Here is a 26,050-nt window from a genome sequence, read left to right on the forward strand (position 1 = left end):
AGTGCGCTGGCGGCAACATAGCATCCCTTGCGGGCAACGCCGCACAGGTTGCACCACGTGAAATGCAAAGTCTGGCTTCGCAGCTTTGCGAATTCACTTGAGCATGTATCCCGGATTTGGGTTAAGGGCCGCCAGACAGACAGATTCCAAAGGACGAACGCCGTGCAAGACACCCTGCTCCGCCACAGCGAAGAGACTGCAACAGCAAGCGTGCGTACCGACTGGACGCGCGAGGAAATCGCCGCGCTGTTTGCCCTGCCGTTCACCGAACTGCTGTTCCGCGCCGCAGAAGTCCACCGCACGCACCATCGCGCGGGCGAAGTGCAGCTTTGCACGCTGCTATCGATCAAGACCGGCGGCTGCCCCGAAGATTGCGGCTACTGCTCGCAATCGGTGAAGGCCGACAGCGGGATCGAAGCAACGAAGCTGATGGAAGTGCAAAGCGTCCTGCAATCCGCCGCGCAGGCCAAGGACAACGGCTCCAAGCGCTTCTGCATGGGTGCAGCCTGGCGCAACCCCAAAGAGCGCGACATGCCGGCCGTGATCGCCATGATCAAAGGCGTGCGCGAAATGGGCATGGAAACCTGCATGACGCTGGGCATGCTCACGCCCGGGCAAGCCGCGCAATTGGCCGAAGCGGGTCTGGACTACTACAACCACAACATCGACACTTCGCCCGAGCGCTATGAAGAAGTGATCACTACCCGCACCTTCGCTGACCGGTTGCAGACGCTCGATAACGTGCGGCAGGCCGGGATCAACGTCTGTTCGGGCGGCATCGTGGGCATGGGTGAGACGCGCGCGGACCGCGTCGGCTTCGTCCACGCGCTGGCTACATTGGAACAGCACCCGGAAAGCGTGCCGGTGAATGCGCTGGTCCCGGTCAAGGGCACCGTGCTGGGCAACATGCTGGCCGACACGCCGCTCGCCAAGATCGATGACATCGAATTCGTCCGCACCATTGCCGTCGCGCGAATCACCATGCCGCTGTCGATGGTGCGCCTCTCGGCGGGCCGCGAATCGATGTCCGAGGCGACGCAGGCGATGTGCTTCATGGCAGGGGCCAATTCGATCTTCACCGGCGACAAGTTGCTGACCGCTGCCAATGCCGGAGACGATGCAGACGCTGCCATGTTCGCACGCCTTGGCTTGAAGCCGATGGAAGGCGAGGAACCCATGCGCGCCATGAAGTCGGTCGGAGGCTGTTCCGGGGGCTGCGCGGCGTAATGGCCGAGGCGATCACCCGCACTGGCAACTTGTGGTCAGCCCACACGGCTGATCTTGCCTCGCTTGGCGAGAAGGCGCGCCTGCGCAGCCTTGCTCCCCGGCGCGGGGTGGATTTCGCCTCGAACGACTATCTCGCCATGTCGTCCAGCCCGCGCCTTGCTGCAGCGGTGCAGGACGCCATAGCGCGCGGCGTGCCGCTCGGTTCGGGCGGATCGCGTCTTCTGCGCGGCAACGATCCCGAACACGAACTGCTGGAGGACGAAGCAGCGCGCTTTTTCGGAAGCGAATCCGCGCTGTTCTTCTCGGCAGGCTACGCCGCCAACGTGGCGCTGCTGTCCACCCTGCCCCAACGCGGTGACCTGATTGTCTATGACGAACTGGTCCACGCCTCGATGCACGAAGGCCTGCGCCTCACCCGCGCCACTGCGGTCAGCGCGGCACACAACGACGCGCAAAGCTTCGACGATGCGGCGCGCGAATGGCGGGCCAAGGGCAATACAGGCCGTGTGTGGCTCGCCTTCGAAACACTCTATTCAATGGACGGCGACATGGCCCCGGTTGCCGAGATGGCCCGCGTCGCCGAACGCCACGACGCGATTATGCTGATCGACGAGGCCCATGCCACCGGCTTGTTCGGCCCTGATGGACGCGGCCTTGCTGCCGATCTTGATGGACGCCCGGACACCATCGTGCTGCGCACGTGCGGCAAGGCGCTGGGCTGCGAAGGCGCGCTGGTCCTTGGTCCGCGCGTGGTGCGCGATTTCCTCGTCAATCGCGGCCGCCCGTTCATCTTTTCGACCGCGCCGTCACCACTGGTCTGCGCCGCCGTGCGCGAGGCGTTGCGCATCCTTTCGGATGAACCGGAACGCCGCGAAGCGCTGCGGGATCTGATCACCCACGCCGAACGCATTCTCGCACCGCATGGCGCGCAGGCCACCGGATCGCAGATCCTGCCATTGATCCTGCATGAAGACGCGCGCACGATGGCGGTCGCAGCCGCGCTTCAAGGCAAAGGCTTTGACGTGCGCGGCATCCGCCCGCCAACCGTTCCGCAAGGCACCAGCCGCTTGCGCATTTCCCTCACGCTGAACGCCACGCAAGACGACGTGGATGCCCTTGGCGCGGCGCTTGAACACGCGCTGCAATGACCGCCTTCGTCGTCACTGGCACCGATACCGGCATCGGCAAGACTGTGTTCGCCGCCGCGCTGACCGGCGCTTTGAACGCACATTACTGGAAGCCGGTGCAGGCCGGGCTGGACGACGGCGCTGACCGTGATCACGTAGCGGCGCTGTCGGGCGTGCCCGCCGAACACGTGCTTCCCGAAGCCTATCGCCTCAACACGCCCTGCTCTCCACACCGCGCAGCAGAGCTGGACGGCGTGGTGATCGATCCCGCCAACCTTGCCCTACCGCCGCAACGCCCGCTGGTGATCGAAGGCGCGGGTGGTGCGCTCGTCCCCGTCACCCGCAGCACCACATATGCCGATATCTTCGCATGGTGGAACCTGCCGGTAATCGTGGTCGCGCGCACCGCTCTGGGCACGATCAACCATTCGCTGCTCACGCTGGAGGCGTTGCGCTCACGCGGGGTGCCGGTCCACGGCGTGGCCTTTGTCGGCGATGCCAATGAGGACAGCGAAGCGACGATCTGCGCGATGGGTGAAGTGAAGCGCCTTGGCCGGTTGCCCATGCTGCAAAGGCTGGATCAGCAAAGCCTTGCCATTGCCTTTGCGCAGGGCTTCGGGCCGGAAGCTTTCCGTTAGCCCAGCACGATGTGCAGCGCGTTGATGCTGGCACCCAGCACGAGCGCGGCGATCAGGAGAGCCTCGCCAGGCACGCGGCGCGTGGAGCGGATGCGGTTGGGCACAGTAATAATGGTCATCGGTAGAGTCCTTGCTCGTGGAACAGGAACCCGAGCGAGGTCGCCTTGGGTGTCGATTGGGCATTTACGAATCGGGACAAATTCTGTTCCGATAAAACTCTACTAATCGACTTGGCATTAATGTCAACTGAAGTTGTGGAGTTTAATCCTCGAAGATCGCCACCGCGCGAGTCCACCCTGCCGATGCACCCCTGATCTTGTGCGGGAAGCAACTCACCGTGAAGCCATTGGGCGGCAAGACTTCCAGATTGTGCAGCTTTTCCAGGTGGCAATAGCCGATGTCACGCCCGGCCTTGTGTCCTTCCCAGATCAGCGAGGTATCGCCGGTTTCCTTGACCTTTTCAGCCGTATGCACAAACGGCGCATCCCAGCTCCATGCATCGGTGCCCGTCACACGCACACCGCGCGAGGTGAGATACATCGTCGCCTCATACCCCATGCCGCAGCCGATGCTGACATAGTTGGGATCACCCACAGCCTTGCCCGCTGCGGTGTTCACCAGCACGATTTCCAGCGGTTTCAGTTCGTGTCCGATGCGCTTCAGTTCATCCTCCACGTCCTGCGCAGTGACGACATAGCCGTCGGGCAGCTTCGTAAAGTCGAGCTTCACGCCGGGCTGAAAGCACCATTCCAGCGGCACTTCATCAATCGTGATGGCCCGCTCACCACCGTTCATGGTCGGGTGGAAATGCCACGGCGCATCCAGATGCGTGCCGTTGTGCGTGGTCAGCGTCACGTTTTCGACAGCGGCAAAGCCCGCGTTATCGGGCGTATCCTCTGCCTTCACACCCGGAAAGAAAAAGCCCAGTTCCGGCATCGTCTCACCATGCTTCTGGTATTCGATCTTGGGGCGCAGAAACGGCGGATCGGTGATGACGTCGTTTTCAAGGTAGATCGAAAGATCGACGAAACGGCGGGTCATGGCATGTTCTCCCTTGCGCTGCGTCAGCGCTTTGTCAGTTCGGCGCGCAAGCCTGCGGGTGTGACGATCAGGGCCAGCACGGCCCCGAACACCAGTTTCGCCAGCAAGGCAGGCAGCCATTCCAGTTGTGTGGCTCCGCCTGCCCAAAGCAGCAGAGCCGATGCGGCCACTCCAACTGCCGCGCCCAGCGCACCGCACAGGATCGCGCGGGGCAAGACGGCGGCGGGCAGGCCGGACTTTCCGGCAATCCGCACAACCTTGCCGCTCGCCAGCGCTCTGCGCGCCAGCAGCCCCGGCACCAAAGTTGCCATCAGGCCAATCATGAAGCCTTGCGGACCAAAGTCGAAGACATAGCCTCCGATACCCCAGACCGGCACCAGCCCTTCCACCCCGAAAACCGCGATGAAAAACGCCGCACTCAAAGCAACATTGATTGCAATGCTGACGGCCGTCTCGCGGCGGATATAGGCTGATGCGTGCATTCAGGCAGCGTTACCGCCAAGCGTCTCGGCAAACCAGTCGGCAATGCAGTCACAGCCATAGGCCATGTTGTCTGCGCCCACGTGTTCCACGCCACCTTCGCGGGCGGTGAAGATCACCTTTTCGCGGCGGGGCGAGTTGACGAGTTGGTCATAGAGATCGTCGGCATAGGCAACGCTGATCTGCCGGTCATGCGCGCCGTGGGTGACAAGGAACGGCACCTTGATGCGGTCCATGTGCCCGTTGAGGTTCATGTCGGTGCTCTTGGCCAGGAACTCGTCCATGTCCTTTGCGCCAAACGCCCACATCACGTGCGCCCAGTAATGCGGCACGGGGTTCTCACCCTCGCGGTTGAGGCGCTTGTCCTGCACTTCGCGCCAGTTGTGGTTTGCGCCCCACACAGCGCCACTGGCAAAGCGCGGCTCATAGGCCACGGCGCGCGGGGCGAAGTGGCCGCCCAGCGAGATGCCGGTCATGCCGATGCGCTTGGGATCAACGTCGGCCTGCGCTTCCAGCCAATCCACCGCCTTGCTTGCCCAGCTTTCCGAATGCGGATCAACTGGCAGGCCTTGCAAACGCAGCGTTTCGCCCGAACCCGGTTGGTCAACGCACAGCGTGGAAATGCCCCGCCGCGCCAGCGCTTCGGGCAGGCGGCTCCAGTAGAGCAGCTCCTTGCAGCTATCGAGACCGTTGCAATAGACCACCACCGGATGCGGACCCGGCCCTTGCGCGCGGGTATAGAGCGCGGGCATCGTGCCTGTGCTGAGCGGAATTTCCACGCGCTCGCGGTTGATCTTGCCCAGCTTGGTCGACTTCGCAAAAGCGTCCAGCGCCTTGGCATAAGTCTCCTTGCGCCCCGGTGCGCCATGCCCCTGCATGCGTTCAGCCACCAGCAGATACAGCGACGCACGCTCCAGCTTGTCCGAGGCGGAGAACATGCGGCCTTTGGCCTCGTCCTCAGCCGCCAGTTCGATCAGCTTGTCGCCATAAGCGGCCCACTGCTTCATGAACTGCGGCGTACCCGCATCGCCGCCACTGGCCGCCGCTTCGATGATCGGCTGACACATATCGACGATTTCGCCGATCCGCCCGCCGCTTTCCATCGCGATCGAGACCGACAGGTTCCAGATGTAGTTCGGGAATGGTTCGTAAAGCGCCATCGATCAGGCCTCAACTGTCTGGAACAGGCCGGGATTCGGCGCGGGGTGCGGCAGCGTTTGCGGGCCGCCGGTGCCAATGCCCCACTGGTCCATGACCATCGGCGCAGGCACGTGAACCTTGTGCTGGTGCGCGTCGAAGTCGACCTCTTCCAGTTCCGAGGTGTATTCCACGGTAAAGCCGCCCGGCGTCACGAAATAGCTGAAGGTGTTGTTGCCAGCGGTGTGGCGCCCCGGCCCCCAGCCGATGTCCATGCCCTTCACCTTCAACCGGTGAATGCCGCGCATCATGTCATCCACACCCAGCATGTCATAGGCCACGTGGTTCAGGCACGGCGGTCCGGGCAGGATGGCGATGCGGTGGTGTGCCGAATTGCAGCGCAGGAAACACATGAAATCGCCCAGCCAATCGGAAATCTTCATGCCCAGCACTTCGGTGAAGAACGTGACCAGCGCCTGATGATCCGGGCTGTGCAGCACGATGTGGCTGATCTTTACCGGCACGCCTTCCCAGCGCGCCAGATCACGCTTTGCACCCTTGGCAACGTCGCTGGAAATTTCAAACAGCAGGCCATCGGGCGAAAAGAAGCGGAAGCCATAACCGCCGCCGGGCGAGGTCAGGTCAGCCGGTTCGCTGGCGATCCGGCACCCAGCCGCTTCAACCCTGGCACGCAGCGCGTCCACATCGGCGCGGCTGTCAGCGGCCAGCGCGATCACATCGACGCGATTTTCGTCAGCCTTACGCAGTTGCACAACGTGGTGCTCGTCATGGCCCTGTGCCTTGAACCAAGCCTCGGTGGCGGTTTCTCCGACCGGTTCAAGCCCCCAGACATCGGCGTAGAACGCCTTCTCGGCGTCAAATTCCTTCACGCCATACCCGACATAGCGGATTTCGGTAACGCGGCTCATAAGTGTCGTCCTTAAAAACGAAATCAGATCGGTTGCGCCACTACCGCGAACATTTCCGCAGTGGCCTTGTGATTGTCGACCGCCGGGCCTTTGCCCAACTGGCCGTGGCAGATGGCAAGGCTGCTCTCGACGATGTAGCGGCAGCGTTCGAACCGACGGTCGCGGTACGCCTGCAACGCAGCCTCCACGTCGTCGGCACGTTCAAGCTCTTCGGCCAGCACGATGGCGTCTTCGATCGCCATGCCCGCGCCTTGCCCCAGATGCGGCGTGGTGGCGTGGACGGCGTCGCCCAGCAGACCGACGCGGCCCTTGGACCATGCACCCCGGATCAACATGCCTTCCAGCGGGCGATAGACCACGCCATCATCATCGGTGATCTGTTCGCCCAGTTCGCGGATCTGGGGTGAGCAATTGGCAACCTTGGCGCGCATGGCAGCGGCAATGCCGTCTTTGGGATAGCGGGGATTGTCCGGTTCTGGCGTGGTGACATACATGTACATCACCTCGGCGCTCATCGGCACCAGTCCCACGCCGGTCGGGCCGTTATAGACCTGCAACGCATCCAGACCTTCGGCACGCGGAAAGTTGTACCGCCACACCGCCTGCCCGGTGAATTCAGGCCGCTCCGCCTCGGGCAGGACCAGCGCACGGGTCTGTGAATAGACGCCGTCCGCACCGATCACCACGTCATAGCTGCCGGTTGCCCCGTCCGAGAACGTCACGTGGACCTTGGTCCCGTCGTCCTCAATCGCCTCGGCGGTTACCCCCAGCCGCAGTTCGGTGCCCAGCGCCTTGGCGCTATCGCCCAGCACCTTTTGCAACGCGCGCCGCCCGATGCCCACGTTGGCGGGGCGTCCTTCGACCAGCCGTGGCGTGGGCACGCGCGCAACCTTGGTGCCATCGGGCGTGAAAATCTCTACCGCATCGAACCCGCAGGCCGCATCAAGGAAGCTGTCGAGCACGCCAAGCTGATCCATCGCGCGGATCACGTTGGACTGCTGGATGATCCCCACACCGTATACGGACCACGACGGATCACGTTCTATCGCGGTGACGCCATGCCCTTTGCGGCTCAGCGCGATTGCCGCTGAAAGACCACCGATCCCGGCGCCAATGACAAGAACTTCAAGCTTTTTCATAATCGTAGCTATGCATCCGATCCCACTGACGCACCGCCGAATGGCAAAGTGAGCGCCTTTCCGCCACGATTAGGGGCGCATGAACAATTCACAAAACAAGTATTTTTTATACGCAGCCATGCATGGAATTGATCGTCCGCCATTCAGCGCTTTCACTTGACTCGAACCAACCCCGAAACGATACCATTTAAGAACAGAGGTTCTAATAAAGCGCTCCGAAGGCGCTGATCGGGAGAGCAAATGTCCACCGCAGCAAAGGCCTATCGCCAGCCGGGTATCCCGCAGGGGCTGACCATCGTCGTTACCGGTTTCCTGCCGATTGTCGCAATCGTCTCGATGTTCCCGGCGGTGCCTGCGATGATCGCGCACTTCTCCGCCGATCCCTCGGCACAGACCAAAGTGCCTGCGATGGTTTCGGCCCCCGGCCTCACCGTTGCCATTCTGGCGCTGTTTGCGGGATTGATGGTCGACAGGTTTGGCCGCCGCCGCCTGCTGCTGCTGTCTACGGGTCTGTACGGCTTTGTCGGAATGGCCCCGCTGTTCCTTGATGATCTCAACCAGATTTATGCCTCGCGCCTTGTGCTTGGCGTGGCAGAGGCGGCGATCCTCACCACGGCCAACACTCTGATCGGCGATTACTGGGATGAGACGGGCCGCCGGAAATGGCTGTCTATCCAAGGCATCGTTGGCCCCTTCTTCGGCAGCGCGGTGATCTTCACCTCGGGCTATCTCGCCGCGATGAGCTGGAACTCGGTATTCCTGATTTACGGCGTCGGCTTCCTCGCCTTCTTCGCCATGCTCGCCTTCATCTATGAGCCGGAGAATGACGAAACCGCACGCAAGATGCTCGGCATCGGCCAGCAGGCCAGCACGCCGTTTCCTTGGGCCGGTGTCCTTACCTTCGGCCTGGTCACCCTGTTCGGCGGCGCACTCTACTATGTGTTCATCATCAACGGCGGAGTCGTGTGGCAGGAACTGGGCGTGTCCGACCCTGCCGAGATCGGCCGCCTCACCACGATCCCCAGCCTGTTCGTGATCGTCGGCGCGGTGATCTTCTGGTTCACCGGACGGTTCGGGCCGCGCATACAACTCACCGTGTTCCTCGCCCTGCTGGGGTCAGGCCTTGCGGTGATCGGCATGGCGTCGGACTGGAAGCTGATGGTTGCGGGCATGGCCTTGCAGCAGACCGGCGCGGGCATGGCCGTGCCCACGCTGATCGCCTGGGCACAAGGCTACCTGCCGTTCGAACATCGCGGACGCGGCATGGGCGTGTGGACTTCGGCCTTCTTCCTCGGCCAGTTCGTTTCGCCGCTGCTGGTGAGCGTGGCGCGCACGTCAAGCGGTACGATGCAGGGCGCTTTCGTGATCGCAGGAGGCCTTGGCATCGTGATCGCGCTGGCCACATGGTTCATCGTCACCCCGCGCCAGCCCGCACCGGTGGCCGCCTGATGCGCCGTGCAGCGCTTGCCGCTTTCGTACTGGCGCTGCTCGGCAACGGACCTGCCGCGCCCGACAACCGCCAGATCGTCGAGCATTTCGCCCGCCTGTTCTACACCGAGCGGGACGTGAAGCAGGCCTTCGAAACTTACGTCGCGTCTGACTATATCCAGCACAACCCCGGCCTGCCCGATGGCCGCGAGGCCGCCATTGCCGCGCTCCAGCCGATGTTCGCTGACCGCAACCGCAGCTTCGAAGTGCGCAAGATCCTCGTGGATGGCGACCTCGCCGCCATCCACATCTTTGCCAAGCCCGACCCCGCCGCACGCGGGGCCGCCGTTGCCGATTTCTACCGGCTCAAGGACGGCAAGATCGTCGAGCACTGGGACATCATCCAGCCTATCCCCGAAAAATCCGCCAACGCCCATCCGATGTTTTAGGCCGCGTCGGCCTGTTCAGCCCGGCGCAGCTGCATCATCCGCCGCCGCACCCGGATTGCGCCTGCGTCGGATGGCAGGATTGCCGGCTTCAAGTCCCAGAAGTCCGCCTCACCCATCGCCTGCTGCTGCGCATGAAGCATAGGATGGTCCTCCTCCAGGAAGGCCTTCTCAAGCAAGGCAAACGCTTCGGGCGTGGGCTCATGCGTGTAGAAGTAATGCGTTGAGTCCGCCGTTTCCGGCACCAGAATATGCGGATCGGCCATTGGGGGCACCACCATGTCCTTCCGGTCCGACCCCGACTTTGCCAACCCGATGAACAGCGCAAGGCTTGACGGTGCATTCCAGCGCATATGCAACCACTGGTCCGTTTTCGCACCTTCTGGCAGCATGGGCTTGGCCCAGACCGGCGGCTCGGAATCGGGCATCGTCCAGTTGTTCCAGATCGCCCCGCCCTCGTCCTGAACCACCTCATGCTGGCCGCATGTCAGAAGCGATCCATTTACCCCGAAGCTGTCGCGATGGACAAATTCGGCATGGCTCAGGTCCATCAGGTTGTCGGTCACCAGTTCATAGCTTGCCTCCATGCGGATATAGCCGCGATGCAGGGGACGGTCATGATCCAGAAAGCTGAAATCGGGAATCAGCGCAGGATCCGCCTTTTCAGCGTCACCCGGCCAGAACCACAGCCCGGTGTGCCGTTCCACCACGGGCAGCACGTCCACCCGCGCCAGATCCAGCGGCTGCCCTGTAAACGGATTGTGCGCGCAGGCCCCGCTGCCGTCGAAGGCCAGCCCATGATAGGCGCAGCGCATCATGTCACCATCGCGCGCGCCGCGGCTGAGCGGCACGAAGCGGTGGGCGCAGCGGTCTGCCATCATCACCGGCGTGCCATCAGCCTTGCGCCAGATCACCCAAGGCTTGTCGAGCAGTCTCCGCGCCAGAAATCCGCCGTCCGGCACTTCATGAGTCCAACACGCCATATACCAGCCATTGCGAACGAAGCCGCTCATCGGCATTCTCCCTTGATGTCGAATCAAACAAACCAGTTGGTGTCGTTATATCCGGAATGGCCATTTTGAAAAGCCCCGTCAGCCGCAATCCCGCCGTCGTGCGCGGGCGCATCCTTGATGCTGCCCAGGCCGAATTCATGGCCGAAGGCTTTGCCGCCGCCAGCACGAACCGCATTCTTGAACGGTTCGGCGGATCAAAACCCACCATGTTTCGCCACTTCCCCACCAAACGCGCGCTGTTCGAAGGCGTTGTCGCACGCATTGCCGAGCGCTGGCGCGATGCGGTGGACATGGCCGATGCCGATGCATCCCAGCCTCAAGCGTGGCTTGAACAATTCGCCCAGCGTGCGCTCGCATGGATTCTCACCGACGAGAGCATTTTCGTCGGCCGCATGGCGATTGCCGAAGGGCACCTCTTCCCCGAAGTCGGCCAGACCTACCGCGAACGCGCGGTCGATCCGCTCAACACCCTGCTCGCAGGGCAGCTTGAACGCTGGACCACATCCGGCCAGCTCGCCTGCACCGACCCGCCGCGCGATGCGCTTGCGTTTTTCGACCTCACCTTGGCAGGCATGGTCAGCCGCAAACTCTACCGCGTTGACGAGGGTTTCGATCCGCCCGCGCTGGCGCAGCACGCCCGCAATTGCGTGGCTTTGTTCCTGAACGGAATGCGGATCAAGACCTGACCGCCTGCTCCTTCACCGGCTCCATCACCACAAACGTGCTGGTGTTCGACACATGTGGCAGGGTGGAAATCTTCTCGCCCAGCACCATGCGGAAGCGGCGGATGTCGGCGGTCCGCACTTTCAGCAGATAGTCGAAGTTGCCCGCGATCATGTGCGCCTCCTCGATCTCCGGGATAGCCAGCACGCCCCGGTTGAATTCGGCCAGCGCCTGTTCGCGCGTGTCGGACAGCTTCACTTCGGTAAAGGCCACATGCTCCAGCCCCAGCCGCGCCATGTCCACCACCGCGCGAAAGCCCTTGATCACGCCATCGTCGATCAGCCGCTTCAGCCGCACCTGACACGGGGTTTTGGAAAGGCCGACCTTCTCGGCAAGCTCAGTCACCGCCATGCGCCCGTCCCGCACCAGCAGGTCGATGATCTTGCGGTCAAACTGGTCAAGTTGCCTGTCAGTGGCGCTCATGCACGGCCTCCATTGAAGATCGAACCTCAATTATAGGCAATCCGCCCACAAACCGCCACTGCATAAGGCAGAACGCCACACCTGCGCGTGATATTCTGCGCGCATGACGATCCACGCCCCCTTCTCGCAGTTCGCCCCCGCACTTGCCGCCTCGCCCGAAGCCCTGCGCGCCGCGATCACTGCCGCCACGCGCCGCCCCGAACGCGATTGCATGGCCGCGCTCCTGCCCGAAGCCACCCTGCCCGAAGCCGTCCGCGCCTCGGCCCAGGCCCTCGCCCGCGCGCTGGTCGAAACCCTGCGCGCCAAACCGCGCGGCAATGGCGTGGACCAGCTGGTGCAGGAATATGCCCTGTCCACGCAGGAAGGCGTCGCGCTGATGTGCCTTGCCGAAGCCCTGCTGCGCATCCCCGACAACGACACGCGCGATGACCTGATCCGTGACAAGATTTCGGGCGGAGACTGGCTCGCCCACCTCGGGTCCGACCGCTCGCTCTTCGTCAATGCCGCCACCTGGGGCCTCGTCGTCACCGGCAAGCTGACGTCGAGCGTGGACGACAAGGGCCTCGGCTCCGCACTCACCCGCCTCCTCGCCCGCGCAGGCGAACCCGTCATCCGGCGCGGCGTGGACCTCGCCATGCGCATGATGGGCGAACAGTTCGTCACCGGCGAGACCATTGCCGAAGCGCTCAAACGCGCCCGCCCGCTGGAGGAACGCGGCTTCCGCTACAGCTACGACATGCTGGGCGAAGCCGCGATGACCGCAAAGGACGCCGCCCGCTACTACGCCGACTATGAAGCCGCCATCCACGCCATCGGCACAGCGTCCGCGGGGCGTGGCATCCACGATGGCCCAGGCATCTCGATCAAGCTTTCCGCGCTCCACCCGCGCTACGCCCGCGCCCAGCAGGCCCGCGTCATGGCCGAACTGCTGCCGCGCGTGAAAGCGCTGGCCACGCTCGCCCTGCGCTATGACATCGGGTTCAACATCGATGCCGAAGAGGCTGACCGGCTCGAACTCTCGCTCGATCTGCTCGAAGCCCTCGCCAGTGATCCCGAACTCGCAGGCTGGAACGGCCTCGGCTTCGTCGTGCAGGCCTATGGCAAGCGCTGCCCCTTCGTGATCGACTGGATCGTCGATCTGGCCCGCCGCACCGGTCGCCGCATCATGGTCCGCCTTGTCAAAGGGGCCTATTGGGACGCTGAAATCAAGCGCGCGCAAGTGGACGGGCAAGCCGATTTCCCGGTCTATACCCGCAAGGTCCACACCGACGTCGCCTATCTCGCCTGCGCCCGCCGCCTGCTGGCCGCGAACACCGTGGTCTTCCCGCAGTTCGCCACGCACAACGCGCAGACGCTCGCCACGATCAAGTGCATGGCCGATGCGATGTTCGGCCCCGATTTCCACAGCGGCGATTATGAATTCCAGTGCCTCCACGGCATGGGCGAGCCGCTCTATGACGAAGTCGTCGGCCCCGAAAAGCTGAACCGCCCCTGCCGCATCTACGCTCCCGTAGGCACACACGAAACGCTGCTCGCCTATCTGGTGCGCCGCCTGCTGGAAAACGGCGCGAACTCCTCGTTCGTCAACCGCATCGCCAACCCGGATGTGCCGGTGGAGGCGATCATTGCCGATCCCGTGGCTGAAGTGGCCGGTGCCGCCGATCCCGGCGCACCACACCCGCTGATCGCCCTGCCCCGCGCGCTCTACCCGGACCGCCGCAACAGCGCCGGGCTGGACCTTGCCGACGAAGCCACGCTGGCAGCCATCGCTGAACGATTCAGCGCCATCGCTACACTGCCGCGCCACGCCACTCCGGGAGCCGATCTCCCCAGCGCCGACCCGCGCCCGGTCGTGAACCCAGCCAACCATGCCGACCGCGTCGGCACCGTGCGCGAAATCCTGCCCTCCGCCGTGCCCGAGGCCGCCAGCCTCGCCGCCACCTCACGCTGGCCCGCCACCCCGCCCGCCGCCCGCGCAGTAGTGCTGGAACGCGCCGCTGACCGGCTCCAGGCCGCGATGCCCGAACTGATCGCGCTGCTGGTGCGCGAGGCGGGCAAGTCCGCCGCCAACGCCATCGCCGAAGTGCGCGAAGCCGTGGACTTCCTGCGCTATTACGCAGCGCAAGGCCCCATGCTGGCCGGAGCCACCCCATTGGGCGTTGCCGTCTGCATCAGCCCGTGGAACTTCCCTCTGGCAATCTTCACGGGCCAAATCGCCGCCGCGTTGATGGCAGGCAACACCGTGCTGGCCAAACCGGCCGAGGAAACCCCGCTGATCGCCGCCGAAGCCGTGCGCGTGCTGCACGAAGCGGGCGTTCCCGATGACGCGCTGATCCTCCTGCCAGGCGATGGCGCGGTCGGCGCCGCACTCGTCGCCGCGCCCCAGACCGCCGCCGTGCTGTTCACCGGCTCCACCGAAGTCGGTCGCTTGATTCAGCGCCAGTTGGCCAGCCGCCTCTCGCCAACAGGCCGCCCCATCCCGCTGATCGCCGAAACCGGCGGCCAGAACGCGATGATCGTCGATAGCTCGGCGCTGGCCGAACAGGTCGTCACCGATGTCATCGCCTCGGCCTTCGACAGCGCCGGGCAGCGCTGCTCGGCCCTGCGCGTGCTGTGCCTGCAGGAAGACATCGCCGATCACGTCCTCGCCATGCTGCGCGGCGCACTGGCCGAACTCTCGGTCGGCCCGACCGACAAGCTCGCATCCGACATCGGCCCGGTCATCACCGCCGAAGCCCGCGACGGCATCGAAGCGCACATCGCCCGGATGCAAGCGCTCGGCTGCCCCGTCCACCGCCTCCCGCTCGGCCCCGAAACCACTCAGGGCACCTTCGTCGCCCCCACCATCATCGAACTGGCCAACCCCGCGCAGCTCACCCGCGAAGTCTTCGGCCCTGTGCTCCACGTGATCCGCTTTGCGCGCAAGGACATGGACGCGCTGGTCGATAGCATCAACGCCTGGGGCTATGGCCTCACTTTCGGCCTCCATACCCGGCTCGATGAAACCGTCGCCCGCGTCACCGCCCGCGCCCATGCGGGCAACATCTACGTCAACCGCAACGTCATTGGCGCAGTCGTCGGCGTGCAACCCTTCGGCGGCCACGGCCTCTCGGGCACCGGCCCCAAGGCAGGCGGCCCGCTCTACTTGCGCCGCCTCGTCGCCTCCGCCCCCGCAGCGCCAACCCTTGCGCCGGGAGAGCGCGAACTCACCGGCCCCGTAGGCGAACGCAACATCCACGCCCTGCGCCCCATCGGCAAAGTCCTCGTCGCCGCCCAAAACACCACCCGCCTCGCCGCCCTCGAAGCCCGCGTAACCCGCCTTGGCGGCACCCCCATCGTGGCCGATCCCGGCTGGCAAACCAAAGGCCCCTACGCCCGCGCCCTCGTCGACGGCGACGAACCCTTCACCCTCGCCTTCCAGCAGGCCCTTGCGGCACTGGACGGCGCAACCGTCCCACTACTCACCCCGGCAGACGACGATGCCATGCTGCTGTCCGAAGTCTCGCTCTCGATCAACACCACGGCGGCAGGGGGGAACGCCAGCCTGATGGCGATGGCGTGACGCCAGCACCGCCATGCAACCGGGCGCAGCAGATCAAAGCAAAAAATTCGCCGCCCCCAGGCCGATCAAACCTGTGAGCGTTATCTGAAGATCAGCCACGCTGTCACCGTTGGTGTCGCCATAGACCAGCGTGTTGCCTCCAACTTGTTCATAGCGCAACTGTCCGGCCGAGCCGGTAAATGCCCCGGTTCCAAGCCAGGCAAAGGCATCTTGCGCGCCTGCCGCGCCATCGGCGTCGATCGCGGAAAGGTTTATGCCGTCCGTGCCCGCAAGGAAATCGGTGATCGTGTCACTGCTTGTCCGCGAACTGTCTGTCGTCGTGGCAAAGACGAAGCGGTCGGCCCCGCCCCCGCCGGTCAGCGTATCCTTGCCACTGCCGCCGATGATGGTGTCATTCCCCGCCGAGCCGATGATCGTATCGTTGCCGCGGTTGCCATCGATCGTGACGCTGCCGGCCAGGGTCATGGCGCTGAAATCCATCGTCTGGGCCGAAGCCGTGCCCAGCACCCGCACTCCGCTGAAGCCTGCGCCGTCGATCCTCTCGATGCCTGAAATCGCAGTCAGGCTGATCACGGCATTGTTTGCCGTAGCCATGATCCGGTCAAACCCGGTGCCGCCGTTGATCGTATCGAAGCCTGCGCTCACACCGATCAGGAAGGTGTCATCACCGTCCCCGCCATCGAGCACATCGTTGCCGAAGTTGCCGATGATCGTGTCGTTCCCGGCCGAACCGATGATCGTGTCGTTGCCGCTGTCCCCGTCGATCGAGACGCTGCCGGTAAAGGTAACGCCACTGAAATCGAGCACTTGCGCGCTTGCCGTCGTCACCAGTCTGACACCGGTAAAGCCCGCCGCATCGAACGCTTCGATGCCCGAGAACTGGGAGAGGTTGAACACGGCATTGTTTGCGGTTGCCGCGATCCGGTCATAGCCTGCGCCACCGATTACGATATCGATGCCGGCGCTGGTGCCGAACAGGAAGCTGTCATCCCCATCGCCACCATCCAGCGCATCGTTGCCAAAGCTGCCCGTGATCGTGTCATCGCCGCCCAGACCGTTGACCGTATCGTTGCCATTGCCTGCGTTGAGCGTGTCGTTACCTGCGCCCCCGGTTATGATATTGGCCAGTGCGTTGCCGGTAAGCGTGGCATTGCCGATGCCGGTAAACGTGACGTTCTCGATCTGCGCAAGCGGCGCGATGCTGAACGTGTTCATCTGCACGTCGATCCGGTCGATCCCGCCATCGACCACTTCGACAACCTTGTCGTTGGCCGTGCGCACAACAAACACGTCGTTGCCGCCGCCTCCGGTCAGCGTGTTCTTGCCCGCCCCGCCATCCAGCGTATCGTTGCCAAAACCGCCCAGCAGGTTGTCATCGCCCGCCGATCCGATCACCGTATCGTTGCCATTTGCGGCATCGATGGATGTGATTCCGGTGAGCGTCACTTCACTGAAATCAAGCACTTGCGATGCCGAAGAACCGACGATGCGCACCCCGGCAAACCCGCCCGCACTGATTTCCTCGATCCCGGAAACCTGCACCAGACCAATCGCCGCATTGGCAGCCGTGGCCACAATCCGGTCATGCCCATCGCCGCCCTCGATCGTGTCCAACCCGGCACTGACGCCGATCTGGAACGTATCGTCCCCACCGCCGCCGTCCATCGTGTCACTGCCAAAGCTGCCGATGATCGTGTCTGCCCCTAACGACCCGATGATCACATCGTTGCCGCCATCGCCATTGATAGAGACCACGTCAATCAGTTGGACCAAGCTGAAATCCAGCGTCTGTGCAGCAGAACTGCCCACCACGCGCACGCCTGCAAAACCCGCAGCGTCGATCAGGTCGATGCCACTGATCTCCGATAGCCCGATCACGGCATTTGCCGCAGTCGCCTCGATCCGATCATAGCCGTCGCCGCCCGAAACGCTGTCGGTCCCGGCATTCAGCCCAACGCGGAAAGTATCGCTTCCCTCGCCGCCGATCAGCGTGTCATTGCCGGACCCGCCGGTGATGATGTCATTGTCACCTGCGCCATCGATGTAGTCATCGCCGCCTTCACCGCTGATCCTGTTCCTCGCGTCATCACCGATCAGCACATCGGGGCCCGTTGTCCCCACCACATCGGCCAAGGGAGAAAAAGGAACGCCGTTGAACAGCAGGTTCTCGACACTGCTGATCACATTCTCCCCATCAGGCGCGCCCACCCGGTTATCGGTCACTTGCCAGACGTCCGGCCCCAGACTGATCACGCTGTAGTCCGCCACATTGCCCGTGAAATTGACGACATCGAACCCCAAGCCGCCGTCGATCCGATCATTGCCAGCGCTGCCGGACAGTGTGTCGTCGCCATCTCCGCCAAATATCGTGTCATCGAATGCGGTGCCGGTGATCGTGTCGTCGCCCAGCTCCCCGTATATCTCGAAGCCGAAAGTATCCACTCGCTCGGTCAGGGTCAGCGAGCTGAAATCAAGGACGTTTGATCCTTCGGTACCGATGATAGTGCTAGTGTTGTCATTTCCGATGCGCTCGAACCCATTTACAGCCGAGAAGCCGCTCAAGAAAACAGATGTGGCAGTCAATGTGTCAATGCCGCTTCCGCCTTGAAGCGTGACACCAACAACCGTAAACACCGAAACATGATCGTCGCCTGCACCGCCATCCAGCACATCGAATATGGACAAAAACGCTGTCAGGCTGTCGTTCCCGTCCCCCCCCAGAATAACATTGGTGCCAGCATCGCCGGCAAGGATATCGTCGCCACTACCACCCTCGATGTGGTCATCACCGTCACCGCCGGAAATGATGTCGTTGCCATCCCCGCCGATCAGCGTGTCGTTGCCACCTGCGCCAGCCAACACATCATCGAATGACGTCCCGGTGATCGCATCGTCGCCTTCTTGTGCGTATATCTGGAAGCCCAATGTATCCCCACGCTCGGTCAGCGTCAGCGAACTGAAATCGAGCACGTCTGCCTGGGCAGTGCCAAAAAAGTAATTATCTCCCAGACTTGCGCCGACACGTTCGAAACCGTTTGCAGCCGAAAAGTTGCTGATCGTGCCACCAGTGATATTCAGGGTATCGATGCCGCTGCCGCCCTGAAGCGAGGGCGCATCGGCGAACACAACGATAAAACGATCGTCGCCTGCTTCGCCGTCCATTATATCGGATGTAGACCCGAACGAAGTCAGAGTGTCGTTGCCGTCTCCGCCCAGCAGCACATTGGTGCCGATGTCCCCCTCGATCGTATCGTTCCCATTGCCGCCATAGATGGTGTCGTTGCCCTCTCCGCCATAAAGCAGATCATCGTCGGCGAGATGGCTACCCTGATTTGAAAAAACAAGCACATCGTCAACAATGAAAGTATTCGTCCCATCTGGCCAAGTTGACGATCCAAAACCGTATATAACGTCATTGCCGGTTCCACCAAAGATCTGATCCGATCCATAGCCACCATTGAGAGTATCGTTACCCTCAAAGCCATACATAAAGTCCAGATAATCTTCATTTATATCTAATATAGGCGAAAAATCCGGATTAAGACCAATGACAGTGACCTCTACAAAGTCCCCTGTGATTTCGTCGTCGGACAAAGTACCGGTATACAGGCCCATCACAACGCTCCGATCTGTCTATCGGACGCAGCATTGCCCTCTCGCGCACAACTTACAACATCTTTATAAGTAATTAAACGTATGACACGATCAAATAACTGATTCCAAAAGAATTTCGCAGCGCTGCTAGATCATGAGCGAGGGCGTGACCGGCTTACTGAGCGCAGCACAGTACGCCAGCCTGAGGGCGACCTCCGACAAAACCGGCCGAAGTCTCGCTCTCGATCAATCGCACTGCGGCAGGGGGGAATGCGAGCCTGATGGCTGTGACGTGACGCGTGCTTCGTAAGCGCCCGGAAATTCCGGGCCCCTGAAAGGTAAGGTCACGCTGTCGAATCCGCTCGAATGAGCCAAATGCAACTTCTCCGCCCCCTTGCGCAATCTGCAAGGACGGAAGTTATTGCAGGGATGCCATCACCCACACGGCCAAGCCACAACCAAACATCACGAACAACATAATCACAATGGCCTCTGCCGCATGCGCTGGATCGCGCGGAAGCCATTCCTCCACAAGTTCAATTTCAATCACATCCGACGCTGCAATAGTTGGGTTGGGAGCGCCGACTGAGGCCGGACGGCACTGACTTTCATCAAGCTCCGAACTAAATTCATGCTGGTCCAAGCTCATCAGCTCACCCCCACTTTGGTCCGGCTAGCGCGAGTATCAAATTCCGCATCCGGCTCTGTGGTTGCCTGACGCACTTGTCCTGACAGCAACTGATGCATCGTGCGAAACGCATGGTCGGTCAGCGATACCCACCGGACCCGCTGATCCGATGTATCCGCTGATCTCGTAAGCAGCCCTTGTTCCTCCAGCAGCCCGATCCAGCGCAGCGCAGTTGTCGCTGGCACGCCTGATGCCAGACAGGCATTCTTCACGCGCACGGGCTTGTTGGCCACACGCATGATGTAAAGTTCGAGGAGAATGTCCCAAGCCGGATCGGCAAACAGCAACCCGCTGAAGAACTCGTTCCGTCTGCGCCGGAAAGCGTAGAGGTTCTTTGCAAAGGCAAGGACACTCTCGTCGTCAGCGATTGAGACGAGGTCATTGCTGGTCGCTGCAGGTTTCGCGCCATGCGAGAACCCGCCATCGAGCGCTGCAGCCAACTGTGCAGCTTGCGACAGCAACTCTTTCAGGCGCGCCATTTCCGACGATTGATCGGCATTCAGCATTCACATGGCCTTTCACAGCATGCTGTACATAACGGACGGTCAATCAGCGCTTTTTCCGCCTGATCTGCTGCACACGCTCAAATCGCTGGCGCAGCATGGAACGGATCAAACTGGCCAAAAGCAACAACGGGACTGAGGTCCAAAGGGCCGTCAATATCCTGCCATCACCAAATAGGCCTATATCTGCGCCATACCACTCAAGCACTTGGACATTGCAAATCAAGAAAAGAGATCCGCTCGCGATTATTGGCCATATTCGGTAAGTTTTTAATGCCAACGTCGAGAACATTACCAAATCAACAAATGACAACGCCAAGTTGATCAAATTTTCATGCGATATTCTATTCGGAAAAATCACCCCAAACAGAATATGAAATCCTATTGATAGTGTCAGAAACCATCCACCTACGCGTTCAACAGCCCTGCCAAAAACCAACGCACAAATCGCTACGCACAGGCAAATCAACACGACGACCAGATTCAACAGCGCATCGGAGCCAGGGCTGCTGACCTCAAAAATCATTCACCCCTCACAAATCACCGCCTCACCCAAGCCAGCGTGTTTGCAGAAACTGGTCAAAAGGCGTTTGAAAACCTTGTCACTATCGCCAGAAGGAGCGCCATCGAAGTCGCCACCACGGATATGGCCGCTACTCGACCTGACACTCCGGCAACACGATCCAGCTTGGTCAAAAACAGCTCGCCACGATCACTCTGCTCAAAAACGGACTGAGGCTCTAGTCCGTGAAATGTGATCTGCGTCACATTATCCCTTTCAAAAGCCTCAATTTCTTCTTCGTCAAATTGCTGAACCGAGCGGCTTTCTGCCACCTGCAATTTTTCACCTGTCCGAATTGCACAGGCATCAATGATGGTCTGATATGTCCGCGCAAGGTCTGCCCGAGACTGCACTCCCAACCTGCGCCGAACGGACTGGAGCCTTTGCTCGACCGCAGACGGGGAAATCCGAAGGAATGCTGCAATCTCCTTGTTGGTGCGACGATCCAGCACAAGATCCAGCACTTCGCGCTGTTTCCCGCTCAAACTGCCCAAGGGATTATCAAGCTGCTCTTCTTGCGACACGGCGAACCCTTTTCTGTTTCATCCAGAACAATCAGAGAATTCGGGAATAGTTCCAGAATGGAATAGTTTCAAATTTCCTGAAATATCCATTCTGGATATACCAGCCAAGAACTGTCAGTTAACCACAATCCATAGCGTCTTTGCTTAGCGAGATTACACGCTATCGCCATGCTGCTTTGACCCGCTTCGGATTTACATTCGCCAATCGCAGCGCTTTCCGAGCCAATTTCGACCTATTTGCGAATTTCCTGCAGGGCTTCAGCAAATACGGTGACACAAGCGGCCACGACGCTGCCGATCCCGCGAGGCTCTCAGCCCAGATAAGCCTGATACGGTGATGGCCCCAGCAGCACAGGCGTACAAACCGTAGAGCTAGTGGATGATAACATCACAACAAGAGACCCAAGACATGGCCGGACACTCAAATTGGTCATGATGGAAAACGGTTTCCTACAAGGATCGACGCTGTCATCCTTGGCGGCTTTTTGACATCGTCGATCCCGAACTCCGTTCAGCGCCGCTCGAAGAGTCGACGCCGCCTGAACTTCATCAACCAACTCTGCCCAAGCCCCTGAATTCGCATGATTCGCGTTTTTTCGCGCTCGGACGGTATCAACAAGCGCCAAAAGCCCCGGAAAACGGGGTGCCCGAAGGCGAAGATCACATTTTCAAGGGGTGATGGTGCGGTCAAGAAGACTCGAACTTCCACGGGCTTTCGCCCACAACGACCTCAACGTTGCGCGTCTACCAATTCCGCCATGACCGCAAAATCAGACGGGGTGCAAGGCCTGTGGCCAGCGCCCCGTGGTGGGGTAGGAGCGCGCCCCTAGCAAAGCAATTTGGCGCGCGCAACAACGTTCAGGACTTTTTTCAAATCAATCCGGTTTCCAGCCGATTTCGGCGACCTTGGCAGACTTGGGCACATCGGTGACGGCGGCGTTGATCGTCACGCTTTCACCTGGCGCAAGCTCTTCCTGCGGGGGTGGAACTTCCCAGGTTTTCACCACCCTGTCGCCTGCATCGCGCAGCACGATCAGGATTTCCGGAATGGCGCGCACGTCCTTGCCATTGTTGGTTACTGTACCGCTTGCGCCGAAATATTCGGTGCCGTTGGGCAACTGGCGGCGGTCCTGCTTTTCGGGCGGGAAGGACAGGACCAGATCGGGCCGGTCCGCGCCGAACGTTTGCGCTGCACCCGGAAGCCACTTGGGCATGCCGAACTGCCACACTGCCCCTGCGAGCGCCGCCACGGTCAGCGCGAAGGCAACCGCCGCGATCGTCCACATTTTTGCCGGGTTGCGGCGCGGGCGGAACGGCGGCTGGTGATCGAAGGGTGAGAGATCATCGTCGGAATAGACCGGCGGCGGCACCCGGCGCGCAGCCTCTGGCAAAGGCGGCGGCACGGTGGGTTCAGCCTGAACCGGCTCTGGCGCAGGAGACGGAGCGGGCGCCTCAGCCTCCGGCGCAGCAACGGGCGCGTCAGCAACCGGCTCCACGCTCTCCCGCTCCGGCAGTTCAGGGCCGTTCTGGAACCACGAATGGCGGCACTTGGCACAGCGCACGGTCCGTCCGTCCACACCGATGGCGCTGTCGGGAACGACGTAGCGCGTCGAGCAGGCGGGGCACGCGATAATCATGGCTGTGGGTTAAGCATGGTCACGCCTGTCGAAACAATAGCTTCACGGGGCAAGAAACGCTTTCATGGCCTTTTTTCCACATGGATTGCCGCGTATAGCCGTTTCAACGTAACGATCCGCGTCCAGCAAACAGGTAATGTCCCTTTCTCATGAGCCAGCACGAAGACGCGGAGATTGTCCATTTTGACAACGTGGGCCTGCGCTATGGCACTGAAAAGGAAGTTCTGACCGACGTCAGCTTCACTTTGTATTCCGGGCGTTTTTACTTTCTGACCGGCGCTTCGGGCGCGGGCAAGACGTCGATGTTGAAGTTGCTCTATCTGGCGCAGCGCCCCTCACGCGGGTTGATCCGCATGTTCGGCACCGACGCGATCACCCTTCCGCGTGACCGGTTGCCCGGCTTCCGCCGCCGCCTTGGCGTGGTGTTTCAGGACTTCCGGCTGGTCCCGCACCTCTCCGCTTTTGACAATGTCGCCCTGCCCTTGCGCGTGGCGGGCGTGCCCGAAAGCGACATCATCAAGCCCGTGACCGACATGCTCGAATGGGTGGAACTGGGCGACCGCAGCCATGCGCGTCCGGCATCGCTATCGGGCGGGGAGCAGCAGCGCGTGGCCATTGCGCGCGCGGTGATCGGGCGGCCCGACATGCTGGTGGCCGACGAGCCGACCGGCAACGTCGACCCCGATATGGCCGAAAAGCTGCTGCGCCTGTTCGAGGCGCTGAACCGGCTGGGGACGACCGTGGTGGTGGCCACGCATGATGTTCACCTGATCCGCAAGGTGCCGGAATCGCTGATCATGCGGCTCGACAAGGGTCGGCTGTCCGATCCCACCGGCGCGCTCCGCTATCCGCCGCGCCGCCAAACCCCGGCCCCCCGGCCCGAGCGGGCGGGCGCATGAACCTGATCGAGATGTTCACCGGCTCCCTGCGCGAGGAGTGGCGCGAGCGGCGGGGTGCGGAAACGCGCCTGCTGCCGCAGGGCAAGCTTTCCGGGCCGATGCCGTGGGTCATTGCCATCATGATCGGGCTGACCGTGGTGGCCACTGCCAGCGGCCTCGCCCTGCGCAAGACCGCCAATGCGGCGAGTGCCGACGTGGCGGGCGGGGTGACGGTGCAGATCGTCAACGGCGCCCCGCGAGAGCGCGACCGGCAGGCGCAGGCCGCGCTTGCGGCACTTCAGGGCGCGCCAGGTGTCGCTTCGGTGCGCATTGTGCCGCAGAAGGAACTTGATGCGCTGGTTGAGCCGTGGCTGGGCACGACCGTGGGCGATGATGTGAACGCACTGCCCGTGCCCGCGCTGATCGACGTGCGGCTGGCGGGCAATGCCGACAAGACCGCCGTGGCCGCATTGCGCAAACAGATCGCCGCCCGCGCGCCCGATGCGCGGGTGGATGCGCAGGCCAGCTGGCTCGCCCCGGTGTTCGAAGCGATTGGCGCGCTGCAACTGCTGGCGGGCGGTTTGATTGCGCTGCTAGCCTTTGCCACGGTCGCCACGGTGCTGCTGGCATCGCGCAACGCATTGAGCAACCACCGCAATACCATCGAGATCGTCCACATGCTGGGCGGCACCGATGCGCAGATCGCGCGGATATTCCAGCGTTCGATGGCGGTCGACGCAGCGGCGGGCGGCATCGGCGGGCTGCTGCTCGGCGTGGTGACCATCGGCCTGCTGGGCCGCCAGTTTGCCGCGCTGGGATCGGGCATGATGACGGCGGGTAGCCTTGGTTATACCGACTGGCTGCTGATCTGCTGCATCCCGGTGGCGGGCGTGCTGCTGGCGGTCCTGACCGCGCGGCTCTCGGTGCTCAACGCGCTGAAGGGCATGTTGTGACGAAGCGCGGCATCTTCCGGCGGCTGCTGTCGCTGCTGCTGATCGTGTGGGCGCTGGGCTTTGTGTGGTTCGCCACGTTCCTGCCACAGCCGGTGGTGGAGCCTGTGCGCACTGATGGCGTGGTGGCGCTGACCGGCGGCGGAGGGCGCATCCCCCACGCGCTCAGCGTGGTCGAAAAAGGCCGCGCGCGCCGCCTGCTGGTCTCGGGCGTGGACCGCGAAGTGCGCCCGCGCGAATTTGCGGTGGAGTACAAGGTGCCTGAGCGGCTGATGGCCTGCTGCGTGACGCTGGGCTATGACGCGGTCGATACGCGCAGCAACGCGATTGAAACGATGCGCTGGATCCGGGAAAACAAGCTGCGATCGATCCGGTTGGTGACGACCGACTGGCACATGCGCCGCGCCGCGCTGGATCTTGAGGCCGAAGCGCCCGACAGCCTGATCATCATAAAGGACGCCGTGCCATCAACGCCAAGCCTTCGCATCCTGTTCATCGAATACAGCAAGTTGGTGGCGCGCACCGTGGCGTGGATGATCGGCTGGTGAGCGTGCGCAAGGTGCTGTCCGTCATCCGCAGCGTGATTTTCTATGTCGTTTTCTACGGCGGCTCCGTGCCGATCGTGCTGGCCTCGCTGCTGTGCATGCCGTTCAGCAAACCACTGTTGCGCGCCGTGGTGCGCGGGTGGTGCGGATGGCACCGGCTGTGCTGCCGCGTGCTGCTGGGCATCCGGGTGAAGCTGGAAAACCCGGTGTTCAAACCCGGCGTGCTCTATGCCATCCGCCATGAATCGTTCTTTGAGGCGATTGATATGCCCTGGCTGTTCCGCTTGCCGGTGGTCTTCGCCAAGGCCGAACTGCTGCGCATCCCCGGCTGGGGACCAGCAGCGCGCAATTTCGGCCTGATCGGCGTGGAGCGCGAGGCCGGGGCCAAGGCGCTGCGCACGATGCTGTCCGAAGCGCGCCGCCTGATTGCCGAAGACCGCCCGCTGATCATCTTCCCCGAAGGCACCCGCACCCCGCACGGCACGCCGGGCCAGTTGCAGGCAGGCTTTGCCGGAATCTACAAGCTGCTGCGCCTGCCGGTGATCCCGGTGGCGGTGGACAGCGGGCCGCTCTACCACCGCACATGGAAACAACCGGGCACCATCCGCTACCGCTTCGCCGAGGAAATCCCGGCGGGGTTGCCGCGTGAGGAGATCGAAGCGCGGGTGAAGGCGGCGATCAATGCGCTGAATGGGTGAGGGTTGGCGCGTTAGAACCGAAGGTACCTCAAAATCGGAAAGCCGCGTGATGAACTCTCACTCAGATGACTATGGCACCGCACGCGCAGACTTTCACAATGCCGTAAGCGAGCTAGTCAGAATGTCCGCCACGATAGGCGGTAGCCCCAGCAAGAATG

General features: G+C 62.2%; 25 protein-coding genes, 1 tRNA gene and 1 pseudogene. 11 read left to right on the plus strand and 16 right to left on the minus strand.

From position 1 onward, the window contains the following. Nucleotides 1-162: 162 nt before the first annotated feature. From bioB to bioD, 3 genes are read left to right on the plus strand one after another with little or no spacing between them, the layout of a single operon-like run. Nucleotides 163-1,227 (plus strand): biotin synthase BioB, encoded by a 1,065-nt coding sequence (gene bioB / locus Q8R81_RS01845; protein ID WP_305615611.1) that lies wholly within the window; start codon nucleotides 163-165, stop codon nucleotides 1,225-1,227. Then, on the plus strand, nucleotides 1,227-2,375 hold the full coding sequence (locus Q8R81_RS01850; RefSeq protein WP_305615613.1) for an 8-amino-7-oxononanoate synthase: 1,149 nt from the start codon (nucleotides 1,227-1,229) through the stop codon (nucleotides 2,373-2,375). Before bioB ends, Q8R81_RS01850 begins: the two co-directional genes overlap by 1 nt. Continuing rightward, nucleotides 2,372-2,992, plus strand: coding sequence for a dethiobiotin synthase (gene bioD / locus Q8R81_RS01855; RefSeq protein WP_305615615.1), 621 nt, complete (start codon nucleotides 2,372-2,374; stop codon nucleotides 2,990-2,992). Before Q8R81_RS01850 ends, bioD begins: the two co-directional genes overlap by 4 nt. Here bioD and Q8R81_RS01860 read toward each other — a convergent pair. From Q8R81_RS01860 to Q8R81_RS01885, 6 genes are all read right to left on the minus strand, one after another. Then, complete coding sequence (locus Q8R81_RS01860) at nucleotides 2,989-3,111, minus strand: hypothetical protein (RefSeq protein WP_305615617.1); 123 nt, start codon at nucleotides 3,109-3,111, stop codon at nucleotides 2,989-2,991. The two genes, bioD and Q8R81_RS01860, sit on opposite strands and share 4 nt — an antisense overlap. A 142-nt stretch (nucleotides 3,112-3,253) precedes the next feature. Further along, nucleotides 3,254-4,033, minus strand: a complete 780-nt coding sequence (locus Q8R81_RS01865; RefSeq protein WP_305615619.1) for a cyclase family protein — start codon at nucleotides 4,031-4,033, stop codon at nucleotides 3,254-3,256. A 23-nt stretch (nucleotides 4,034-4,056) separates the two neighbouring features. Then, entirely contained in the window at nucleotides 4,057-4,515 is a 459-nt protein-coding gene (locus Q8R81_RS01870) for a hypothetical protein (protein ID WP_305615621.1), read from the minus strand. After that, the gene (locus Q8R81_RS01875; protein ID WP_305615622.1) at nucleotides 4,516-5,673 is read right to left on the minus strand and encodes a S9 family peptidase; all 1,158 of its coding nucleotides are present in this window, start codon (nucleotides 5,671-5,673) and stop codon (nucleotides 4,516-4,518) included. A gap of 3 nt (nucleotides 5,674-5,676) precedes the next feature. Then, the gene (locus Q8R81_RS01880; RefSeq protein WP_305615624.1) at nucleotides 5,677-6,579 is read right to left on the minus strand and encodes a VOC family protein; all 903 of its coding nucleotides are present in this window, start codon (nucleotides 6,577-6,579) and stop codon (nucleotides 5,677-5,679) included. A 23-nt stretch (nucleotides 6,580-6,602) separates the two neighbouring features. Next, entirely contained in the window at nucleotides 6,603-7,718 is a 1,116-nt protein-coding gene (locus Q8R81_RS01885) for an FAD-dependent oxidoreductase (RefSeq protein WP_305615625.1), read from the minus strand. A 240-nt stretch (nucleotides 7,719-7,958) separates the two neighbouring features. Here Q8R81_RS01885 and Q8R81_RS01890 point away from each other — a divergent pair, with 240 nt between their 5' ends. After that, nucleotides 7,959-9,167 (plus strand): MFS transporter, encoded by a 1,209-nt coding sequence (locus tag Q8R81_RS01890; protein WP_305615626.1) that lies wholly within the window; start codon nucleotides 7,959-7,961, stop codon nucleotides 9,165-9,167. Next, the gene (locus Q8R81_RS01895; protein WP_305615627.1) at nucleotides 9,122-9,595 is read left to right on the plus strand and encodes a nuclear transport factor 2 family protein; all 474 of its coding nucleotides are present in this window, start codon (nucleotides 9,122-9,124) and stop codon (nucleotides 9,593-9,595) included. Before Q8R81_RS01890 ends, Q8R81_RS01895 begins: the two co-directional genes overlap by 46 nt. Here Q8R81_RS01895 and Q8R81_RS01900 read toward each other — a convergent pair. Further along, the gene (locus Q8R81_RS01900) at nucleotides 9,592-10,605 is read right to left on the minus strand and encodes an aromatic ring-hydroxylating dioxygenase subunit alpha (RefSeq protein ID WP_305615628.1); all 1,014 of its coding nucleotides are present in this window, start codon (nucleotides 10,603-10,605) and stop codon (nucleotides 9,592-9,594) included. The two genes, Q8R81_RS01895 and Q8R81_RS01900, sit on opposite strands and share 4 nt — an antisense overlap. 56 nt (nucleotides 10,606-10,661) lie before the next feature. On the opposite strand from Q8R81_RS01900, the gene Q8R81_RS01905 reads away from it, so the two are divergent. Then, nucleotides 10,662-11,291: a TetR/AcrR family transcriptional regulator gene (locus Q8R81_RS01905; protein ID WP_305615630.1), complete on the plus strand. Its 630-nt coding sequence runs from the start codon at nucleotides 10,662-10,664 to the stop codon at nucleotides 11,289-11,291. Here the strand turns inward: Q8R81_RS01905 and Q8R81_RS01910 are convergent. Continuing rightward, complete coding sequence (locus Q8R81_RS01910; protein ID WP_305615632.1) at nucleotides 11,281-11,751, minus strand: Lrp/AsnC family transcriptional regulator; 471 nt, start codon at nucleotides 11,749-11,751, stop codon at nucleotides 11,281-11,283. The two genes, Q8R81_RS01905 and Q8R81_RS01910, sit on opposite strands and share 11 nt — an antisense overlap. A 103-nt stretch (nucleotides 11,752-11,854) precedes the next feature. Here Q8R81_RS01910 and putA point away from each other — a divergent pair, with 103 nt between their 5' ends. After that, a complete protein-coding gene (gene putA, locus Q8R81_RS01915; protein WP_305615634.1) occupies nucleotides 11,855-15,313 on the plus strand; it encodes a bifunctional proline dehydrogenase/L-glutamate gamma-semialdehyde dehydrogenase PutA in 3,459 nt (1,152 codons plus the stop codon). Between the two features lie 33 nt (nucleotides 15,314-15,346). On the opposite strand, the gene Q8R81_RS01920 is transcribed toward putA, so the two are convergent. From Q8R81_RS01920 to Q8R81_RS01950, 8 genes and pseudogenes are all read right to left on the minus strand, one after another. Continuing rightward, entirely contained in the window at nucleotides 15,347-18,661 is a 3,315-nt protein-coding gene (locus tag Q8R81_RS01920; RefSeq protein WP_305615637.1) for a calcium-binding protein, read from the minus strand. A 63-nt stretch (nucleotides 18,662-18,724) separates the two neighbouring features. After that, nucleotides 18,725-18,928, minus strand: a pseudogene (locus tag Q8R81_RS18325) (hypothetical protein); the annotation flags it as partial. Between the two features lie 397 nt (nucleotides 18,929-19,325). After that, on the minus strand, nucleotides 19,326-19,556 hold the full coding sequence (locus Q8R81_RS01925) for a hypothetical protein (protein WP_305615639.1): 231 nt from the start codon (nucleotides 19,554-19,556) through the stop codon (nucleotides 19,326-19,328). Continuing rightward, nucleotides 19,556-20,101, minus strand: coding sequence for a hypothetical protein (locus Q8R81_RS01930; RefSeq protein ID WP_305615641.1), 546 nt, complete (start codon nucleotides 20,099-20,101; stop codon nucleotides 19,556-19,558). The genes Q8R81_RS01925 and Q8R81_RS01930 overlap by 1 nt, the downstream gene beginning before the upstream one ends. A 43-nt stretch (nucleotides 20,102-20,144) precedes the next feature. Beyond that, entirely contained in the window at nucleotides 20,145-20,624 is a 480-nt protein-coding gene (locus Q8R81_RS01935) for a hypothetical protein (RefSeq protein ID WP_305615643.1), read from the minus strand. Nucleotides 20,625-20,677: 53 nt separating this feature from the next. Beyond that, the gene (locus tag Q8R81_RS01940) at nucleotides 20,678-21,184 is read right to left on the minus strand and encodes a helix-turn-helix transcriptional regulator (RefSeq protein ID WP_305615645.1); all 507 of its coding nucleotides are present in this window, start codon (nucleotides 21,182-21,184) and stop codon (nucleotides 20,678-20,680) included. 679 nt (nucleotides 21,185-21,863) lie between these two features. Beyond that, nucleotides 21,864-21,950 (minus strand) — tRNA-Leu (locus Q8R81_RS01945). A 109-nt stretch (nucleotides 21,951-22,059) separates the two neighbouring features. Beyond that, nucleotides 22,060-22,821, minus strand: a complete 762-nt coding sequence (locus tag Q8R81_RS01950; protein ID WP_305615647.1) for an MJ0042-type zinc finger domain-containing protein — start codon at nucleotides 22,819-22,821, stop codon at nucleotides 22,060-22,062. Nucleotides 22,822-22,970: 149 nt separating this feature from the next. On the opposite strand from Q8R81_RS01950, the gene ftsE reads away from it, so the two are divergent. From ftsE to Q8R81_RS01970, 4 genes are read left to right on the plus strand one after another with little or no spacing between them, the layout of a single operon-like run. Next, complete coding sequence (ftsE, locus tag Q8R81_RS01955; protein WP_305615649.1) at nucleotides 22,971-23,720, plus strand: cell division ATP-binding protein FtsE; 750 nt, start codon at nucleotides 22,971-22,973, stop codon at nucleotides 23,718-23,720. Continuing rightward, nucleotides 23,717-24,652: an ABC transporter permease gene (locus Q8R81_RS01960; protein WP_305615651.1), complete on the plus strand. Its 936-nt coding sequence runs from the start codon at nucleotides 23,717-23,719 to the stop codon at nucleotides 24,650-24,652. The genes ftsE and Q8R81_RS01960 overlap by 4 nt, the downstream gene beginning before the upstream one ends. Next, a complete protein-coding gene (locus tag Q8R81_RS01965) occupies nucleotides 24,649-25,197 on the plus strand; it encodes a YdcF family protein (RefSeq protein ID WP_305615653.1) in 549 nt (182 codons plus the stop codon). Before Q8R81_RS01960 ends, Q8R81_RS01965 begins: the two co-directional genes overlap by 4 nt. Then, on the plus strand, nucleotides 25,179-25,892 hold the full coding sequence (locus Q8R81_RS01970; RefSeq protein WP_305615655.1) for a 1-acyl-sn-glycerol-3-phosphate acyltransferase: 714 nt from the start codon (nucleotides 25,179-25,181) through the stop codon (nucleotides 25,890-25,892). The genes Q8R81_RS01965 and Q8R81_RS01970 overlap by 19 nt, the downstream gene beginning before the upstream one ends. Nucleotides 25,893-26,050 lie beyond the last annotated feature (158 nt).

Source organism: Novosphingobium sp., from assembly GCF_030696665.1.
Lineage (GTDB): Bacteria > Pseudomonadota > Alphaproteobacteria > Sphingomonadales > Sphingomonadaceae > Novosphingobium.

Coding starts and splice junctions, on each gene's coding strand:
- Q8R81_RS01850 (WP_305615613.1), top strand. CDS start 1,227: ATGGCCGAGGCGATCACCCGCACTGGCAACTTGTGGTCAGCCCACACG.
- bioD (WP_305615615.1), top strand. CDS start 2,372: ATGACCGCCTTCGTCGTCACTGGCACCGATACCGGCATCGGCAAGACT.
- Q8R81_RS01860 (WP_305615617.1), bottom strand. CDS start 3,111: ATGACCATTATTACTGTGCCCAACCGCATCCGCTCCACGCGCCGCGTG.
- Q8R81_RS01865 (WP_305615619.1), bottom strand. CDS start 4,033: ATGACCCGCCGTTTCGTCGATCTTTCGATCTACCTTGAAAACGACGTC.
- Q8R81_RS01870 (WP_305615621.1), bottom strand. CDS start 4,515: ATGCACGCATCAGCCTATATCCGCCGCGAGACGGCCGTCAGCATTGCA.
- Q8R81_RS01875 (WP_305615622.1), bottom strand. CDS start 5,673: ATGGCGCTTTACGAACCATTCCCGAACTACATCTGGAACCTGTCGGTC.
- Q8R81_RS01880 (WP_305615624.1), bottom strand. CDS start 6,579: ATGAGCCGCGTTACCGAAATCCGCTATGTCGGGTATGGCGTGAAGGAA.
- Q8R81_RS01885 (WP_305615625.1), bottom strand. CDS start 7,718: ATGAAAAAGCTTGAAGTTCTTGTCATTGGCGCCGGGATCGGTGGTCTT.
- Q8R81_RS01890 (WP_305615626.1), top strand. CDS start 7,959: ATGTCCACCGCAGCAAAGGCCTATCGCCAGCCGGGTATCCCGCAGGGG.
- Q8R81_RS01895 (WP_305615627.1), top strand. CDS start 9,122: ATGGTTCATCGTCACCCCGCGCCAGCCCGCACCGGTGGCCGCCTGATG.
- Q8R81_RS01900 (WP_305615628.1), bottom strand. CDS start 10,605: ATGAGCGGCTTCGTTCGCAATGGCTGGTATATGGCGTGTTGGACTCAT.
- Q8R81_RS01905 (WP_305615630.1), top strand. CDS start 10,662: ATGGCCATTTTGAAAAGCCCCGTCAGCCGCAATCCCGCCGTCGTGCGC.
- Q8R81_RS01910 (WP_305615632.1), bottom strand. CDS start 11,751: ATGAGCGCCACTGACAGGCAACTTGACCAGTTTGACCGCAAGATCATC.
- putA (WP_305615634.1), top strand. CDS start 11,855: ATGACGATCCACGCCCCCTTCTCGCAGTTCGCCCCCGCACTTGCCGCC.
- Q8R81_RS01925 (WP_305615639.1), bottom strand. CDS start 19,556: ATGAGCTTGGACCAGCATGAATTTAGTTCGGAGCTTGATGAAAGTCAG.
- Q8R81_RS01930 (WP_305615641.1), bottom strand. CDS start 20,101: ATGCTGAATGCCGATCAATCGTCGGAAATGGCGCGCCTGAAAGAGTTG.
- Q8R81_RS01935 (WP_305615643.1), bottom strand. CDS start 20,624: ATGATTTTTGAGGTCAGCAGCCCTGGCTCCGATGCGCTGTTGAATCTG.
- Q8R81_RS01950 (WP_305615647.1), bottom strand. CDS start 22,821: ATGATTATCGCGTGCCCCGCCTGCTCGACGCGCTACGTCGTTCCCGAC.
- ftsE (WP_305615649.1), top strand. CDS start 22,971: ATGAGCCAGCACGAAGACGCGGAGATTGTCCATTTTGACAACGTGGGC.
- Q8R81_RS01960 (WP_305615651.1), top strand. CDS start 23,717: ATGAACCTGATCGAGATGTTCACCGGCTCCCTGCGCGAGGAGTGGCGC.